Source organism: Streptomyces sp. NPDC049954, assembly GCF_040656295.1.
Classification (GTDB): domain Bacteria; phylum Actinomycetota; class Actinomycetes; order Streptomycetales; family Streptomycetaceae; genus Streptomyces.
Window position 1 is genome coordinate 34,003 of record NZ_JBFALS010000020.1, and the last position, 17,162, is coordinate 51,164.

A 17,162-nucleotide genomic window follows, 5' to 3' on the forward strand; every position below is an offset into this window, starting at 1 on the left:
TGGGGGCGTGGCGCCTCTCCGCGTGCGCGCCCCCACCGGCGGTGCGTCAGGCGCCCTGCTTCAGGTAGCCGGGCAGGGCGACGGTGTCCGCGAGGTCCTGGGACGGGACCGGGGCACCGGTGCGCGTCGTCACGGGCACGACTCCGGACCAGTACGGCAGGTCCAGGTCCTCGGGGTCGTCGTTGGGGCCGCCGGTGCGCTGCTTGGCCGAGACCTCGGACAGTTCGACGCGCACGACGGCGGTGGCCGCGAGTTCCTTCGGGTTGCCGGGGCGGGAGTCGGCGGACCGGCCGGGGATCGCGTTGTCGACGATCGCGTCGAGCGCGAGGCGCTTCTCCTCGGGATCGGTCACCGTACGCGCCACACCGTGGACCACGACCGAGCGGTAGTTGACCGAGTGATGGAAGGCCGACCTGGCCAGCACCAGCCCGTCCACATGGGTCACCGTCAGGCACACCGGCAGGCCGGGCTCCTCGCGGCCGGCCTGCCGCAGCGGCCGGGAGCCGGTCGAACCGTGTACGTAGAGGTGGTCGCCGACCCGGGCGTAGAGCGTCGGCAGCACCACGGGTGCCCCGTCCCGGACGAAGCCGAGATGGCACAGGTAGCCCTCGTCGAGTATCGCGTGCACCGTCTCGTGGTCGTAGGCGGCCCGGTCGGGGGAGCGGGTCGGTACGGTGCGGCCGGTGGGGGCGTACGCCGGGGAGTCCCCCTCCCCGGCGCGGTCCTGGGTGGTGGCGGGCTGCTCGGAGGCGGTCATCGCTGCGCTCTCCCTCTCTCTGCTCTCGCGTCGCACGGCCTTGCCCAGTGCATTGCACTAGTGCATAATACGTTTTGTGCTAGGAGAGTATCGGATCTCAGGTCGGCGTGCTGCGGATATCGCCGCCGACATCGAGCGCGCGGTGGGCGGCGGTGACCTGTCGCCCGGTCAAGTCCTGCCGCCGCTACGCGAGTTGGCCGCCGACCTCGGAGTCAATCCGAATACGGTGGCCGCCGCGTACCGCACCCTGCGCGAGCGCGGGGTCATCGAGACGGCGGGGCGGCGGGGCAGTCGGGTGCGGCAGCGGCCGGTGAGCACCGCGCGGGAGGCGATCCGTGTCGAGGCGCCGCCCGGGGTCAGGGACGTGTCCACCGGCAACCCCGATCCCGCGCTGCTGCCCGCGCTCGCCCCCGCGATGACCGCCGCCGCGCTGGAGGGGGACCGGCGTCCCGTTCTCTACGGCGAGGAGGCGGTCGAGCCGCGGCTGGCGGAACTGGCCCGCGCGGCCTTCACCGCCGACGGAGTGCCGCCCGGACCGGTCGCGGTGGCCTCCGGCTCGCTGGACGCGATCGAGCGCATCCTCGCGGCGCACCTGCGCCCGGGTGACGCCGTCGCCGTCGAGGACCCCGGATGGGGCAGCCTCCTCGATCTGGTCCCCGCGCTCGGTCTGCGGCTGGTGCCCGTGGCGGTGGACGACGAGGGGCCGGAGCCCGGGGCCGTGGAGCGCGCGCTGTCCGAAGGCGCCCGGGCGCTGGTGGTCACCGACCGCGCGCAGAACCCGACCGGCGCGGTGCTGGGGGAGGGGCGGGCCCGCGAACTGCGGGAGGTCCTGGGCCGGTTCCCGCACACCCTGCTGATCGAGGACGACCACGGGCACGGCATCGTGGGCCCGCCGCCGCACCCGCTGGCCGGGGTCACCGAACGCTGGGCCTTCGTCCGCTCCACCGCCAAGGCGTACGGGCCCGACCTGCGGATCGCCGTACTCACCGGCGACGAGGTGACGCTGGACCGGGTGCGCGGCAGGCAGCGGCTCGGCCCCGGCTGGGTGAGCCGGCTCTCGCAGCGCGCCGTGGTGCGGCTGTGGACGGACGGCGCGGTGGACACGGCGGCCGTCGCGGCGGCGTACGACGGGCGCAGGGACGCGCTGATCGGGGCCCTGGCCGGATACGGCGTCGTCGCCCGGGGCCGCAGTGGCCTCAACGTGTGGGTCCCCGTGCCCGACGAGACGGGAGCGGTGGCCCGGCTGCTGCACGCGGGCTGGGCCGTCGCCCCCGGGGCCAGGTTCCGGCTCTCCGCGCCGGCCGGCGTCCGGGTCACCGTGTCGGGGCTGGAGCGCGCGGACACCGGCGAACTGGCGCGGGCGATCGCCGGGGCGGTGCGCGAGGGCGGGGGCCCGCGGCGCAGATACGGGTGACGGCGGGGCCGCAGGGCGGGCGCCCGGCCGGGAGCCCGCCGCCCCGGGTGTGTCGCGGGGGCGGCGGGCCGCACGAGTTGGACCGCTCAGGCCAGGCTGATCGAGCCGCCCTTGACCTCGATCTTCTGCTCCTCCAGCGCCGAACTCGCGGGCGGTGCCTTCACACTGCCGTCCTCGATGCTGAACTTGCTTCCGTGGCAAGGGCAGTTGATGGTTCCGCCGCTGACCGAACCGACCTGGCAGCCCGCGTGGGTGCAGGTGCTGGTGAACGCCTTGAATTCGCCCTTCCTCGGCTGGGTCACCACGACCTTCTCGTCCGTGAAGATCTTCCCGCCGCCCTCGGGGATCTCCGAGGTGGGGCCGAGCGTGCCGCCCCCGCCGGAGGATCGTGCGGACTGCGAGGACGAGGAGCCGCCGGAGCCACCGCAGGCGGCGAGCGCGACAGCCAGTCCGCTCGCCCCCGCGGCGGCGACGAACGTGCGGCGCGAGGTGGCGGCCCCGGATCCCTGGAGGACGGTCATGACGGATTCCCTTCGACGGACGGGCCGGCGACCGGACGTCCGCCGGTCCCGCTGGAGTGGACGCCGGCCCGGCGGGCGGCTCCTGCGCCCACCGCCCCCTCGCACCCGACGGACGACCTGAGGAACGCCAGCTCGTGCAGCAACAAGGCGCCTCCCACCCCTCCACGCGTCGTCGTGTGGCTCACACCGGACAGCGGCAGCACCTGGTGCGGGCGGCCCGCCGCCAGCAGGGCGGCGGAGAACCGCAGCATGTGCGCCACCGACACATTGTCGTCGGCCAGCCCGTGGACCAGCAGCAGGGGTCGGCTCAGCCTGGCCGCGTCCTGCAGCAGCGAGGAGCGGCGGTAGTTCTCCGGCTGTACGTCCGGGTGACCGAGGAACCGTTCCTCCCAGTGCGTGTCGTACAGCCGCCGGTCGGTCGGCGCGGCCCCCGCCACCGCCGCGTGGAACACGTCGGGCCGGTACAGGACGGCCGCCGCCGCGAGGTAACCGCCGTACGACCAGCCCCGGACACCGACCCGTCCGAGGTCCAGTTCCGGGTACCGCCGTGCCGCCTCCCGCACCGCGTCCACCTGATCCTCCAGTACGGGGGTGAGCCGGTCACCGAAGATTGACTTCTCCCAGTCGGCGCCGCGGCCCGGTGTGCCCCGCCCGTCCGTGATCAGCACCGCGAAGCCCTGCTCGGCGAACCACTGCGCGACCAGCGTCCACCAGCCGCGGGCCCGCACCACGAGCCCCAGCCCGTACCCCCCGTACGGGCACAGCAGGACCGGCAGCCGGCCCGTGCCCCCGGTGTGCCAGGACGGCAGGAACAGTGCGGAGCGCAGGGCGCGCGGGCCCAGCGTGAGCATCCGGGGACGGGGGTCGACCACGGGCTGCTCCGCGTGCGAGGCGATCAGCACCCCGGGTGCGCCCGGGCCCACGACCCGTGCGTACGTCCCCTGCGGGGTCGTCCCGTCGAGTACGAGGGTGTCCGCCGCCCGTACGCCCCGGTGCAGCCCCGGCCCGCTGCTCAGCCGGCGCGGCGGGTCTCCCGGACGGCACTCCCACACGTGGACCTCGGCCGGATCGGTGCCGGCCGACAGCAGCACCCGCTCCCCGTCCACGCCGAGCAGTGCGCGCACCTGGAGGCCCGGCGGCGTCGTGTCCGGGCCGAGCGCGAGGCCCCTGGTGCCGTCGGGCAGCAGCCGGGAGGAGACCAGGGCGCCCGAGGCGGTGCGGAGCGGGGCGCCGGGCAGCAGGGCGACCCACTGCTCGTCGTGCTCAGCGGCCAGTTCCCGGACCGTGCCGTCCGCGGGGTCGACCGCGAGGGTGAGCACGGTGCGCTGGTCGCGGGTCTGCACGCCCACCAGCGGTCCGTGCGCGTCCCAGCCCCCCGAGGTCACGTACTCGAAGGCGCGGTCGGTCCACGGGCCGCCCGCCGGGTGCCCCGCCGCGGCCCGTGCGGGCAGGTCCACGTCGACCCGGCCTCCGTCGAGACGCAGGACGTGCAGCGTGGTGACGGCGTTCGCGGTCCCGGCCGCCGCATAACGCGTCCTGCGCGGCGGGCGCTCCGGGTGCGCCGGGTCGGCGATCCACCGCACCGCCACCCCGCTCACGTCGACCCGCGCGACCAGCAGGGCGTCGCTCCCGGGGGACCACCACATGCCGCGCTCCCGGCCGATCTCCTCCGCCGAGACGTGATCGCAGAGGCCGTAGGCGACGTCGGGCCCCTCCGGCGCCGCGAGCGTCACGTCGAGTCCGTCGTCCACGCCGACCACGTGCAGCGCACCCCCGGTGACGTAGGCGAGCCGGGCGCCGTCCGGGGAGAGCAGGGGCGCGAGCGCGGGCCCCTCGACCGGCACCGGGCGCGGGGTGGCGGGCACCTCCCCGTCGGCCCCGTCCACGAGCCACAGGCCACCGCCCAGTCCGAGGACCACGCGGCGTGCCGCGAGATCCGTGGAGTAGCCGACGAAGCCCTCCCCGGGCACCCGGGCGCGCTCCCTGCGGTCCCGCTCCTGTGGGGGCTCGGCGCCGCCCGCGCCGGCGAGCGCGCGCGGATCGGCGAGGAGCCGTTCGGTGCCGTCCGGTGCGCAGCGCCACAGCAGCCCGGTCGGGTCGTCGCCCGCCGCGGAGCGCAGGAACAGCACGCCGCGCCCGCCGGGCACGACGGTGAAGGAGTGCGGCACACCGAGAGAAAAGCGACGAGTGCGGGCGAACTGGTCAGGAAAAAGGCGGAGTTCTGCCGTGGCAGAGGGAGGGGGAGTCATGGGGCACTCTAGGCAGACGCGCGGCTGTCGCGGTAACCGTTTCCCGGCTTTCCCGCCGCCGGCCCCGCCACCCGGCTCACCCGGTCCGCTCGTCGGCCGCCGCGGGCCCGCCGAGGCCTTGGGCATCGGGGACGCGGGCGCTACGGGTGAGGGCCGCGTCGGGCAAGGTGTCCGCGGCACGGTCCAGGACGGCGCGGTAGGGCGCGAGGGCCGCGGTGCGGGACGGCGGGACGACCCGCGTGAGGGAGTCGAGCAGCGCCCGCAGCCGCCGCTGGATCTGGAGGGAGCCCGCCCCGTAGAGCAGGACCTCGGCGAGCGCCAGGTCGAGCAGCGTCGCCCAGTCGGGACGGGGGATGACGACGCGGTCGACGCCTCGCCGGTCCTGGACCGTGGCCGGCCCCAGCGGCCGGGACGCGAAACGCAGCAGGACCGCCTCGATCTGGTCGAGCGCCTGAACGGCGGTGGTCGGGTCGTTGATACCGGGAGACAGGGCGCGGATGGCGATGTCGACGAGCAGCCGCAGCCCGTAGGCGGGGTCGTGCTCGATGTGGCGGGACGGTCCGAGATGCACCGCGCGGATCAGCCGGCGCGTGACCGGCTCGGACAGCGTCCCGGACGTGACCCGCATCAGCGGGGCGCCGGGTTCGACGAAGCTCCCGACGGCCGTCAGACAGGTGACCCGGGCGCCGCACCCGGCCAGGGCCTCGGCGACGGCGGGGCCGTCGATGTGCTGGACCACTCCGCTGCCGGTCGCGGTGACGACGTCACTCTCCACCCGCGGCGCGGACGGCGTACGGGCCGGGGTGTACCAGGCGTCGTCCAGCGCGGTGTGCAACTGCCGGCCGACCGTACGCACCAGTCCGCCCCCGGTGATCACCTGACGCAGACCGGCGAGGGTGGACAGGGTCGCCCCGGTCGACAGCACGACGAAGACGATGGCCAGGGTGACCGACAGGCGTGGCACGTGCCGCGCACCGACCTGCGCCAGGACGACCAGGGCGTAGACGGCGGTGCCCGTCAGCGCGCCGAACAGCACGAGTGACCGCTCGAAGAAGCCGAGGACCCCGGCGAGCCTGGGCGACGTGCTCTGCACGGACTGGATGACCAGGGTGACCGCGGTCAGGACGAAGCCGGTGAGGGCGATGATGCCCGAGGCGATCGCGCCCAGGGTGGCCTGCGCGGCGGCCGGGTCGTAGGACAGGCCGCCGAGGTCGTGGGACCGTTCGGCGTGCGGCAGCCACCAGCCCAGCAGGACCGCGGCCGCGACCAGCCCCGCCGCGAGGCCGCGGTTGGGCCAGGCGGCACGGGGTGAGAGGTGCGCGCCCTGCCGTTGGCGTCCGCGCCGCACGAATCGCATGGCCCTCACTCCTGTCGTGGCCGGGACGGGCCGGTGAGCGCGCGGACGGCGTCCCCGACGTCGGCGTGCACGGCGTCGGGGCCGAGCAGTCCGGCCAGACGGTGGCGGTCGAAGTCGTGGCGGGCCGCCTCGTGGAGGCGGGCCAGGTGCAGTGCCGCGCCGCGCCGCTCCAGGCTCTCGCGCAGTTCGCCGAGGGTGTCCAGGACGGGGACACCGAGGTGGTAGGTCGCGCTCAGGTCGAGGACCACGGTGTGCGGTGCCGGGTGGGCCGACGCGGTCAGGGCGAGGACGCCCTTCCTGGTGCGGTCGGCGTTGCCGAAGAACAGCGCGCCGTCGGGGCGGGTGACGAGGACACCCGGGACGGAGGTCGCGTCGGGATGCTGAGCGGTGTCGCCCCACAGCGGGCTGGCGGGCAGCTTGCCCAGGACCGCCAGGTGCGCGGTGCTTGCGGCCGCCACGAACAGCACCAGGGACAGCGCCACGGCGAGCAGCAGTCCGGGCAGCAGGTCGAAGAGGAGCACCCCGGCGAGGGCGGTCAGCGCCACCCACAGACTCGCCCGGTCCGCCCGCGCGTAGCGCCGCAGTTGCGCGGGGGACAGGAAGCCGCGCACGGCGACGATCACGATCGCGCCCAGCACCGGTTCGGGCAGTTCGGTGAAGAGCGGGGTGAGGAAGGCGCCGGTGACCAGGATGAGGACGGCGGCGATCAGGGAGGTCAGCCGGGAGCGCGCGCCCGCGGCCTCGGCGGCGGCGCTGCGCGAAGCGCTGCCGGAGACGGTGAAGCCCCGGAAGAGGCCGACGCAGATGTTGGCGATCCCGACGGCGGCCATCTCCCGGTCGGCCCGCACCTCGTCCCCGTGCTCCCGGGCGAAGCGGGAGGCGATGCTGAACGCCTCGGCGAACACCACCAGGGCGACGCCGCAGGCACCGCCCGCCAGTCGCCACCAGTCGGCGGCCGGGATGCCGGGAAGGTGGGGCACCGGTACGGCCGACGGGATCTTCCCCACCACCGCCACCCCGTGGTCCTCCAGGCCGGCCGCGGCGGACACCGCCACCGCCGCGATCAGCACCACGAGCGAGGCGGGAAGCCTGGGCACCCAGCGCTCCAGTGCGAACAGGGCTGCCAGGGCCGCGACGCCGACCGCCAGCGAGGGGAGCGACCAGTCGGCGACGTGCCGCAGGACCGTCCACAGCCGGGGAAAGAACTGCCCGTCCCCACTGGACGTGTCGACGATCTTGGCGAGCTGGCGGACCACGATGGTCAGGGCCATGCCGAACAGGAAGCCGTTGAGGGCCGGTTCGGCGAGGAAGTTCGTCACGAAGCCGAGCCGGGCCACTCCGGCGGCGAGCAGCACTCCACCGGCGATCACCGCGAGCGCCGCCGACAGCCCCACCGCCCGCTTCGGGTCCGAGGAGAGATCGGAGACCGTCGCCCCCGACAGCACCGCCGCCGCGGAGGTCGCCCCGATGATCAGGAACCGGGAGCGGCCCACCAGGACGTAGGCGACCAGCGCGACCGGGGCGGCGTAGAAGGCGTTCTGCGGGGGCACGCCGGCGATCTGCGCGTAGGCCACGCACTCCGGCACGATCAGCGCCCACGCGGTCAGGGCACCCAGCAGGTCACCCCGGGCGTTCCCGCCGCCCTTGGCGCCCAGCGCCCGCATCAGGGACCGGGGGCGGACCGGCAGGTGCCGACGACCTGTCACCGCTCCACCTCCTTCCGGCAGCCGCCGACCTGCCCGGCGCTCCACATGGCGCTCCTCATGGCGCGAAGACGATGACCGCGACGATGAAGGCCGCGAGCAGCAGCATGGCCCCGGTGAGCGCGGGCGGGCTCACGATGCGGCCCAGCGGCTGCCGCGCGCGCATCCGGGCCTGGCGGACGCGCCACTGGACGTAGCCGGCCACCGTGACGCCGCTCGCCAGCGCGATGAGATAGCCGGCCAGTGCCAGCCGCAGGCCGCGCGGGGTGATGTCGGTGAGCTTGACGACGGCGAAGGAGGCGGCCAGCAGGGCCAGCGCGGTACGCGACCAGGCCAGCAGGGTGCGCTCGTTGGCCATCGTCGCCCGGTAGTCCGGTTCCTCGCCCCGCCGCCACCAGGGTCCACCCGCCGGCGGCTTGTCGGCGGTCGGGCCGCCGGGATCCTCGTGCTCGGGCATCAGCGACCACCCCCTCGGGGCGTGACCTCGACGGCACTCTCGCTCCCCGTCACCGGGTCAGGCCCGAGATCGCGTCGCCGAGGTACTTGGTGCCGAGGACGGCCAGCACCGTCGTCATGATCGCCGCGTTGTGCCGGGCCATCCACGTACGCCACTCGCCGAGCACGGCCTCGGCCCGCGCACCGCCGAGGAGGTACGTCCCCAGGGGCAGCAGGGCGCACAGCGACGCGATGAGCACCATGAGGACCGCGGCGCCCGCTTTACCGCCGGCGCCCGCCTCGGAGGCGGCGATCGAGATGGCCCCGCCCACCGCGAGCACCAGGTTCTTCGGGTTGGCCACCGCGAGCACCGCGGCCAGGCCGGCGGACTTCCCGGGGGAGAAGGTGTCGACGGCCCGCATCCAGCGTGGCGGCTGCGCCTCCTGCCCCTCGCGCGGGCGGCCCCGCCACTGCCTGACGCCGAGCACCAGGAAGACGATGCCGAGCGCCAGCTTGAGCCAGTACGTCCAGCGCCCGGGACCGCCGGTGCTCTCTGAGGCGTCCCCGCCCGAGCCGACCAGCACGAGGACCGTCACCAGCACGGCCAAGGACACGATCCATCCCGCGGCGAACGCCGTACCGTTGGCGCGTCCCTTCGGTGTGGCGAGCATGAGGATCACCGCGATCAGCGGCAGCGGACTGATGGCGATCCCCACGGCGGACACGAGCATCTGCCCGACCGCGTCACCCACGGCACGACACCGTCCGGTCCGGGCGATCGCCGCATCCCGTCCCACCGGCCCCGGAACACCCTGCGCGACCTCCTGAAAGAGTCCACCCGGCCATAGCGCCTCCAGTCCTCGGAACGCCTCTCAGGCTCCGGGGGATCTCCGGACGCCGCCACCGGGCGGGCCCACCGGGGTGAGCCGGAGTCGCGCGGCCCCTGGCACCGTGCCTCAAACGGAGCACGTCCGCTCGTGGAAGGCGAGGGCCCGGCCCAAGGTGGAGATGGCCGTCCGGCCCGCCGCCCGGCCCACCGCCACGTGAGGAGACCGCCTTGTCCCGGAACGAGGAACTCAAGTCCGCGCAGCCGACGATCATCGCCGCCAACGAGGCGCTCACGTCGCAGCTGCCGTTCGACGACACGCAGGACCAGGAGGACGCCCGGCGCGGCTTCATGGGGACCGCAGGGGACAACCTGATCAAGGACAGCGCCGGGCGCGCCGTGTGGGACCTCGACGCGTACGGGTTCCTGGCCCAGGACTGCCCGGCCACGGCGAACCCGAGCCTGTGGCGGCAGAGCCGGCTCTGCTCCGACCACGGCCTGTTCGAGGTCACCGACGGCATCTACCAGATCCGCGGCTTCGACCTGTCCAACATGACGCTCGTCGAGGGCGAGCGCGGGGTCTTCGTCATCGACCCGCTGCTGACCGCCGAGACCGCCGCCGCCGGCCTCGCGCTCTACCGGCAGCACCGGGGCGAGCGCCCCGTGACCGGGGTGCTGTACACCCACAGCCACGCCGACCACTTCGGCGGGGTGCGCGGGGTCCTCACCGACCAGGAGGTCTCCGACGGCGTCCCGGTGCTGGCCCCCCAGGGCTTCCTGGAACACGCCGTCAGCGAGAACGTGTACGCCGGTACGGCGATGAACCGCCGCGCCGCCTACATGTTCGGTGCCGCCCTGCCCCGGGGTGAACGCGGTCAGATCGGCGCGGGCCTGGGGCTCACGCTCTCCACGGGCGGGGTCGGCCTGATCTCCCCGACCCTGGACATCACGCACACCGGACAGACCGAGACCGTCGACGGCGTCCGGATGGTCTTCCAGCTCACCCCGGGCACGGAGGCCCCGGCGGAGCTGAACATCCACTTCCCCGACCACTCGGCGCTGTGCATGGCCGAGAACGCCTCCCACAATCTGCACAACCTGCTCACCCTGCGAGGGGCGGAGGTCCGCGACCCCCGTGTCTGGGCCCTGTACCTCACCGAGGCCGTCGACCTGTTCGCGGACTCCTCCGACGTCGCCTTCGCCTCCCACCACTGGCCGGTGTGGGGCCGCGAACGGCTGACGCGTTTCCTGTTCGAGCAGCGGGACCTGTACGCCTATCTGCACGACCAGACACTGCGCATGCTCAACCAGGGCATGACCGCCCTGGAGATCGCCGAGGAGATGCGGATGCCGCCCGCCCTCGAACGCGCCTGGCACACCCACGGCTACTACGGATCGGTCAGCCACAACACCAAGGCGGTCTACCAGCGGTACCTGGGATGGTTCGACGGCAACCCGGCCCATCTGTGGGAACACCCGCCGGCCGAGGCGGCCCGCCGCTACGTCGAGTTCATGGGCGGGGCCGACGAGGTGGTGCGCCGGGCCCGGCAGTCCTTCGCCGACGGCGACTTCCGCTGGACCGTCCAGGTCGTCAACCACGTGCTGTTCGCCGCACCGGACCACGAGGCCGCCCGCGCACTGCAGGCCGACGCCCTGGAGCAGCTCGGGTACGGCAGCGAGAACGGCACCTGGCGCAACATCTTCCTCACCGGCGCCCTCGAACTGCGGCAGGGCTCGGTCGGCACCCCCACCGCCACCACCTCCCCGGACCTGATGGCCGCCCTGACGCTGGACCAGCTCTTCGACTCCCTCGCGATCCGGGTGGACGGCCCCCGCGCGTGGGACGCGGACATCGCCGTGCGCTGGAACATCCGCGACCACAAGCCCGTGACTCTGCACCTGCGCAACGGCGTGCTCACCCACACCACCGGCACCGGTGCGGCCGCGGCCGAACCGGACGTCGAGATCACCCTCGCGCAGGCGGATCTGCGGGCCCTGCTGCTCGGCACGGTGGCCCCCGGCGACCTGGGGCAACGCCCCGGCGTGGAGATCACCGGCGACGCGGGCGCACTGGGCTCGCTCCTGGGCCACCTCACCGCCCCCGACCCCGACTTCGCCATCGTCACCCCCTGACACCAGGGCCACAGACGGCCCGCTCACCTCTCGCCCTCCGTACGCGGAGGAAGGCCCCGGTCACCGACCGGGGCCTTCTCGGTGCCCGCTTCCCCCGTCACGTCACCGCCCGGGCTCGGCGACGTGACGGGCTCCGACCGACGACGTACGGCCTCCGAGGGCCCGGCGGTTTCCGGCCGCGGGCGCTGTAATGCCTGAGTAACGGCGTCTGCCTAGTGTCCGGGCTCCCCCGTACCGTTCCCGGAGGAGCACCCCCGATGCACCTGTCCCGACCGCCCCGGCACAGACGCGCCGCCTGGGCGACGGCCGCGTTCACCGCGACCGCCCTGCTGACCGCCGCGCTGCCCGCGGCCGCCGCCGAAACCGGCACCACCCCCTCGGCCAAGGTCGACTCCGCACTCACCGCCGCCGTCGGCAAGGGCGGCGACGCCTCCTTCTTCGTCCTCCTCAAGGACCAGGCGGACCTGTCCGGCGTCCGCAAGCAGAAGTCGCACGCGGCGAAGGCCAAGGCCGCGTTCAAGGAACTGCGCGCGAAAGCCGCGGACACCCAGGCCCCGCTCACGTCGTTCCTCGACAAGAAGAAGGTCGGCCACCAGGACTTCTGGATCGCCAACACCGTCCAGGTCACCGGCGACCAGCAGCTGGTCGACGAGCTCGCGAAGCGCCCGGACGTCGCCCGGATCGTCAAGGCGCGGCACTACGCGCTCGACGACATCGAGACGGCTGACAAGAAGATCACCTCCACCCGGCTGAACGCGGACGGCTCGGACGCCGACGACGAGGCCACCCCCGAGTGGGGCGTCGCCGACATCAAGGCCGACCAGGTCTGGAAGCAGTACGGCGACCGGGGCGAGGGCATCGTCATCGCCAACGTCGACTCCGGCGTCCAGTACAACCACCCGGACCTCGTCGCCAACTACCGCGGCAACAACGGCGACGGCACCTTCACGCACGACTACAACTGGTACGACGCGTCCGGTCAGTGCGGCACCAGCGGCGTTCCCTGCGACAACAACGGCCACGGCACCCACACCATGGGCACCATGGTCGGCAAGAACGGGGTCGGCGTCGCGCCGGGCGCCAAGTGGATCGCCGCCAAGGGCTGCGAGTCCTCCTCCTGCTCGGACGAGTCGCTCCTCAAGGCCGGCCAGTGGATCCTCGCCCCGACCGACCACAACGGGCAGAACCCGCGCCCCGACCTCGCGCCGAACATCGTCAACAACTCCTGGGGCGGCGACGACACGACGTTCTACCAGGACATCGTCGAGGCGTGGAACACCGCGGGCATCTTCGAGGCCTTCGCGGCCGGCAACGATGGTGACGGCGCCACCTGCTCCACCGCGCACGCCCCCGGCTCGCAGGCCCCCGCCTACGGCGTCGGCGCGTACGACTCCGACGGCAAGATCGCTTCCTTCTCCGGCTTCGGACCCTCCCTGGTGGACGGCTCGATGAAGCCGAACATCTCGGCGCCAGGCGTCAACGTCCGCTCCACCTGGCCCGGTTCCTCGTACAACGTCGAGAACGGCACGTCGATGGCGACCCCGCACGTCGCCGGCGCGGTGGCCCTGCTGTGGTCGGCGGCCCCGTCCCTGATCGGCGACATCGACGGGACGCGCGCGCTGCTCAACGAGGGCGCCCGTGACGTCGACGACACCCACTGCGGTGGCACCGCCGGGATGAACAACGTCTGGGGCGAGGGCAAGCTCGACATCCTCGCCTCCGTCGACAAGGCCCCGCACACCGCGGGCACCGTGACCGGCAAGATCACCGACAAGGCCACCGGCGCCGCCCTGTCCGGCGTCACCGTCAAGGCCACCAATGCCACCACCGGCACCCGTTCGGTCAGCACCGGCCCCGACGGCACCTACCGCCTGTCGCTCAACCCGGGCACGTACGACTTCGCGTTCAGCGGCTACGGCTACGCCGAGGCGAAGACCACCGGCGTCGAGATCGCCGAGAACCAGGACCTGACGCAGGACGCCACGCTGTCCTCGGTCGCCTCGCACAAGGTCACCGGTACGGTCCTCGACGTCACCGGCAAGGCCCTGCCCGGCGCGAGCGTCGAGCTGACCGGCGCCCCGGTCCCCGCGGTCACCACCAACGCCAAGGGCAAGTACACGCTGCCGAAGGTCGCCGAGGGTACTTACCCCCTGACGGTGAAGCCGGCCCAGCCGACGCTGTGCAACGGGGTCTACTCCGGCACTGCCACCGTCTCCGCCGACCTCACCGAGGACGTCCGGGTCCCGGCCCGCGCCGACGCCGCCGGCAACAGCTGCGCCCCGGTCGCGTACTCCTGGATCGCCGGGGCGAAGAAGGTCGCCCTGAGCGGTGACGAGGACTCCGCCAAGGTCACGCTGCCCTTCTCGGTCAAGCACTACGGCGTCTCCTACTCCACCGCCTCGGTCACCACCGACGGCCTGGTGAACTTCCTGTCCTCGCGGGTCGGTGACTACAGCAACACCACGCTGCCGACCGCCGGGGCGAACACCCCGAACGGCTTCGTCGCCCCGCTCTGGGACGACCTGACGCTCGACAAGAAGTCCTCCGTGCAGACCGCCACCACCGGGACCAAGGGCAGCCGCAAGTTCGCCGTCGTGTGGAACGACGCCGCCTACGCCACCGGCACCCCGGGCCGCGCCACCTTCGAGGTCGTCTTCGACGAGGCCACCGGCGCCGTGACCCTCCAGTACAAGTCGGTCGCCGACCAGGGCGCGGGCGCCACCGTCGGCATCCAGAACCAGGCCGGCACCGACGCCCTCCAGTACTCCTACAACCAGTCGGTCATCGCCGACGGTTCGGCCGTCCGCTTCACGCAGGGAGCCAAGTGATGAGATCCGTCCACTCGCGGCGGGGCCTGCACCTCGCCTCCGCCCTGGTCGCGGCCGGGCTCTGCCTGAGCGCCGCCCCGCAGGCCCTGGCGGCCGACGACAGCGGCTCGGCCATGAAGCTGACCAGCGCCGAGGCCAAGACCCTCGCCGCCAACGTCACCCTCGACCCGTACGGTGACGCCGGCGACGCCGAGGCGGGCTCGAAGGCCGACGACGCGACCAAGACGCTCGACGGGACGAAGGACACGCCCGCCGGTTCGAAGGCGGCGGAGGCGACCACCGACGACGCCTCCACCCCGGTCACCTTCACCGCCAAGTCGACGCTGGAAGGCGTACGCGGCATGGGCGCCACGGTGCCCGTCGGCAAGAAGGGCGACTACTTCACCCTCCACAGCCTCGGCAACGTGCAGCGCCACGCCGCCGACGGCAGCGCGGTGTGGGAACGCACCAACACCTCGCTGTACACGGACTGGGGCGTCAAGCCGCAGCGCGTGTGGCAGGGCGAGCCGTACCCGGTCCGGATCCTGATGGGCTACAACGCGGTCTCGCCGTTCTCGCCCAACTCGGACTCGGGGTACTCCACCGGTGACCTGACCGGCGACGGCGTCGACGACGTCGTCTTCACGGCGAGTGTCGGCGCGGTGCCCTACCGCCCGTTCACCTCGCCCGGCTCGACGCTGCCCACCGGCACCTTCGTCACCGTGCTCGACGGCTCCACCGGCAAGACGCTGTGGTCCAAGCTGTACGACTACGCCTCGATGGTGAAGATCGTCGACGGCACGCTGCTCGTCGCCGACGCGCCCCGCATGAACCTCGATGCCCCGGCCACCGACACGGCGAAGCTGTCCGGAATCCGCTTCTCCTCGGCGGACGGCGCGCTGACCCCCTCGTCGACGTGGACGTACGACACCAAGGCCGCCGGCGAGGCCAACTGGGGTGACATCCAGGACCTCGGCAAGGGCAAGGCCGCCGTCTCCTGGGACCTGGCGGCGACCGCGACCTCCGACGGCCGGGGCCGCACCCTCGTCCTCGACACGGCCGACGGGTCCGTCACCTGGCAGACCGACAGCATGCTCTACAGCCGTCAGCTGCGGCTCGACGCGGGGCGCAAGCGCCTGGTCGCCATCGAGGAGGCCGACCCGACCGCCGGAATCCGCTACGAGATCGCCGCGTACGACCTCAAGACGGGCCGGCGCTCGACGCTGGACAGCCGCACCAACGTGATCCCCACCGCGCTGACCGTCGGTGACCTCACGGCCAAGGCGGGCGACGAGTACGCCGTCGCCGAGTCCTCCCTGGACGGCAACCTGTACGTGAACGCCGGCACCGTCCGCGCCCTCAACGGGGACGATCCGAGCAAGGTGCTCTGGTCGAACACCGTCAAGCGCGATCCCGGCAACCCCGCCGACGGGGCCAGCGTCTGGAGCCTGCGGGTGGTGGACGGCACGCTCGTCACCGCCGCCCAGTCCGACGAGAAGATCGGTACGGCGCAGAACTCGGGCGGCGGTCGTCTCGCCTCGCTCACGGTGTTCACCGGCAAGGGCGCGGTGAAGTGGCAGGAGAAGGGCGTCGGCGCCGCGCCGATGTACCAGGACGACTTCGTTGACGCCGCAGGCAGCCACGTACGGGTCGTCGACCAGAGCCAGAACGTCCGGACGTTCAAACTGTCCAACGGCAAGCAGGAGAACCTCACCCCGCTCCAGGGTGACGTCTCGTACGCACAGGCCACCGACCTCGACAAGGACGGCAAGCCCGACGTCGTCATGGCCGGTTCCTCGAACGGCGTGTGGGCCTACTCGGGTCCCTCGCTCGCCGCCGGGAAGCCCGAGAAGCTGTGGCAGGTCACGGTCCCCGGCGCGGTGCACGACATCGAGACCGGTGACGTCAACGGCGACGGCAAGCCCGAGATCGTCGTCGCCGCCGACAGCGCGGTCGTCGTCCTCAACGGCAAGAACGGCAAGACGCTCGCCACCATCGACGGCGGCGGCCAGTTCGTGCACTCCGTCAAGCTCACCGACCTCGACGGCGACGGCGAACTCGACCTCCTCGTCCCGACCAACAAGCTGAACGCCTACTACGGCGACGGTCACAAGATCTGGTCGTACGCCTCCAAGACGCTCGGCGACGACGCCGTCTTCTCCGACCCCTCGGTCCTGGACGGCAAGGTCTACACCTCGTTCTCCAAGGCCGGCTCGATCGGCCTGAAGGACGCGGCGGCCGACGCGGTGGCGCTGAACGCCAAGACCGGCAAGGCCAAGTGGGACATCGCGCCCAAGGCCCCGTCCGTCTCCACCGACGGCGTGATCCACGCCGCCATCACCTACAACGGGACCTTCGCCTCCAAGGAGATCCCGTACGCGGACGGCCACGCGGTCGTCTACCTGTGGGACATCCAGTCGGCGGCCGGCGTCGGCTCCACCGACGCCGACGGCCCGCACCAGTACATGGAGATCCGCGACGGCCGCACCGGTGAGGTCGTGCACTCCACCACCGTCGGCGGTCTGTGGACGCACAGCAACTTCTTCACCGACGGCGGGGTCCTCTACCAGGTGGGCACCTCGTCCTTCCGCGCCTTCAAGGGCGAGGGCAAGGACGACTTCACCATCTTCGCGATCCCCGAGTCCCACAACGCCGCCTTCGCGACCGGCCCCGGCGGCCGCAAGCTCCTGATCGGCGGCGTCGAGGGCGGCGTCTACGCCTGGGACCCGAGCATCTTCAGCTCCACCGATTCCTACGCGTCCAGCGTCGGCAGCGCCGTCGCCACCGGCGGCCGCAACTACCTGGCCGCCGACCTCGACGGGGACGGTGTCAGCGAGGTGCTGTCGCTCAACTCCGACGACTACGGAATGGACCGCGTCGCCGAGAACCTCGGCGGCCGGTACCTGACCACCGACAACGGCATCCACCAGGTCGGCGTGTACAAGCTCTCCTGAGCCGGT

The 17,162-nt window shown here is 73.0% G+C and carries 11 protein-coding genes; 4 read left to right on the forward strand and 7 right to left on the reverse strand.

Annotated features, from left to right (window positions below):
• Positions 1-46: 46 nt before the first annotated feature.
• Positions 47-757 (reverse strand): pyridoxamine 5'-phosphate oxidase family protein, encoded by a 711-nt coding sequence (locus AB0J21_RS30915; protein WP_363149467.1) that lies wholly within the window; start codon positions 755-757, stop codon positions 47-49.
• Positions 758-833: 76 nt separating this feature from the next.
• Here AB0J21_RS30915 and AB0J21_RS30920 point away from each other — a divergent pair, with 76 nt between their 5' ends.
• On the forward strand, positions 834-2,171 hold the full coding sequence (locus tag AB0J21_RS30920) for an aminotransferase class I/II-fold pyridoxal phosphate-dependent enzyme (protein ID WP_363149468.1): 1,338 nt from the start codon (positions 834-836) through the stop codon (positions 2,169-2,171).
• A gap of 86 nt (positions 2,172-2,257) precedes the next feature.
• On the opposite strand, the gene AB0J21_RS30925 is transcribed toward AB0J21_RS30920, so the two are convergent.
• The 6 genes from AB0J21_RS30925 to AB0J21_RS30950 all read right to left on the reverse strand — a co-directional run bounded on the left by AB0J21_RS30925 (position 2,258) and on the right by AB0J21_RS30950 (position 9,188).
• Complete coding sequence (locus AB0J21_RS30925) at positions 2,258-2,692, reverse strand: Rieske (2Fe-2S) protein (protein WP_363149469.1); 435 nt, start codon at positions 2,690-2,692, stop codon at positions 2,258-2,260.
• Positions 2,689-4,860, reverse strand: coding sequence for a prolyl oligopeptidase family serine peptidase (locus AB0J21_RS30930; protein ID WP_363149470.1), 2,172 nt, complete (start codon positions 4,858-4,860; stop codon positions 2,689-2,691). Before AB0J21_RS30930 ends, AB0J21_RS30925 begins: the two co-directional genes overlap by 4 nt.
• Before the next feature lie 157 nt (positions 4,861-5,017).
• Entirely contained in the window at positions 5,018-6,298 is a 1,281-nt protein-coding gene (locus AB0J21_RS30935; RefSeq protein ID WP_363149471.1) for a DUF2254 family protein, read from the reverse strand.
• Positions 6,299-6,303: 5 nt separating this feature from the next.
• A complete protein-coding gene (locus tag AB0J21_RS30940; RefSeq protein WP_363149472.1) occupies positions 6,304-8,004 on the reverse strand; it encodes a SulP family inorganic anion transporter in 1,701 nt (566 codons plus the stop codon).
• A gap of 55 nt (positions 8,005-8,059) precedes the next feature.
• On the reverse strand, positions 8,060-8,458 hold the full coding sequence (locus AB0J21_RS30945; RefSeq protein WP_363149473.1) for a DUF202 domain-containing protein: 399 nt from the start codon (positions 8,456-8,458) through the stop codon (positions 8,060-8,062).
• Positions 8,459-8,507: 49 nt separating this feature from the next.
• Positions 8,508-9,188, reverse strand: a complete 681-nt coding sequence (locus AB0J21_RS30950) for a GAP family protein (protein WP_363149474.1) — start codon at positions 9,186-9,188, stop codon at positions 8,508-8,510.
• A 305-nt stretch (positions 9,189-9,493) separates the two neighbouring features.
• On the opposite strand from AB0J21_RS30950, the gene AB0J21_RS30955 reads away from it, so the two are divergent.
• The 3 genes from AB0J21_RS30955 to AB0J21_RS30965 all read left to right on the forward strand — a co-directional run bounded on the left by AB0J21_RS30955 (position 9,494) and on the right by AB0J21_RS30965 (position 17,156).
• Positions 9,494-11,395: an alkyl sulfatase dimerization domain-containing protein gene (locus AB0J21_RS30955; protein ID WP_363149475.1), complete on the forward strand. Its 1,902-nt coding sequence runs from the start codon at positions 9,494-9,496 to the stop codon at positions 11,393-11,395.
• Between the two features lie 257 nt (positions 11,396-11,652).
• Positions 11,653-14,223 (forward strand): S8 family serine peptidase, encoded by a 2,571-nt coding sequence (locus AB0J21_RS30960; RefSeq protein ID WP_363149476.1) that lies wholly within the window; start codon positions 11,653-11,655, stop codon positions 14,221-14,223.
• Positions 14,223-17,156 (forward strand): FG-GAP-like repeat-containing protein, encoded by a 2,934-nt coding sequence (locus AB0J21_RS30965; protein WP_363149477.1) that lies wholly within the window; start codon positions 14,223-14,225, stop codon positions 17,154-17,156. The genes AB0J21_RS30960 and AB0J21_RS30965 overlap by 1 nt, the downstream gene beginning before the upstream one ends.
• The last annotated feature ends 6 nt before the right edge of the window (positions 17,157-17,162 follow it).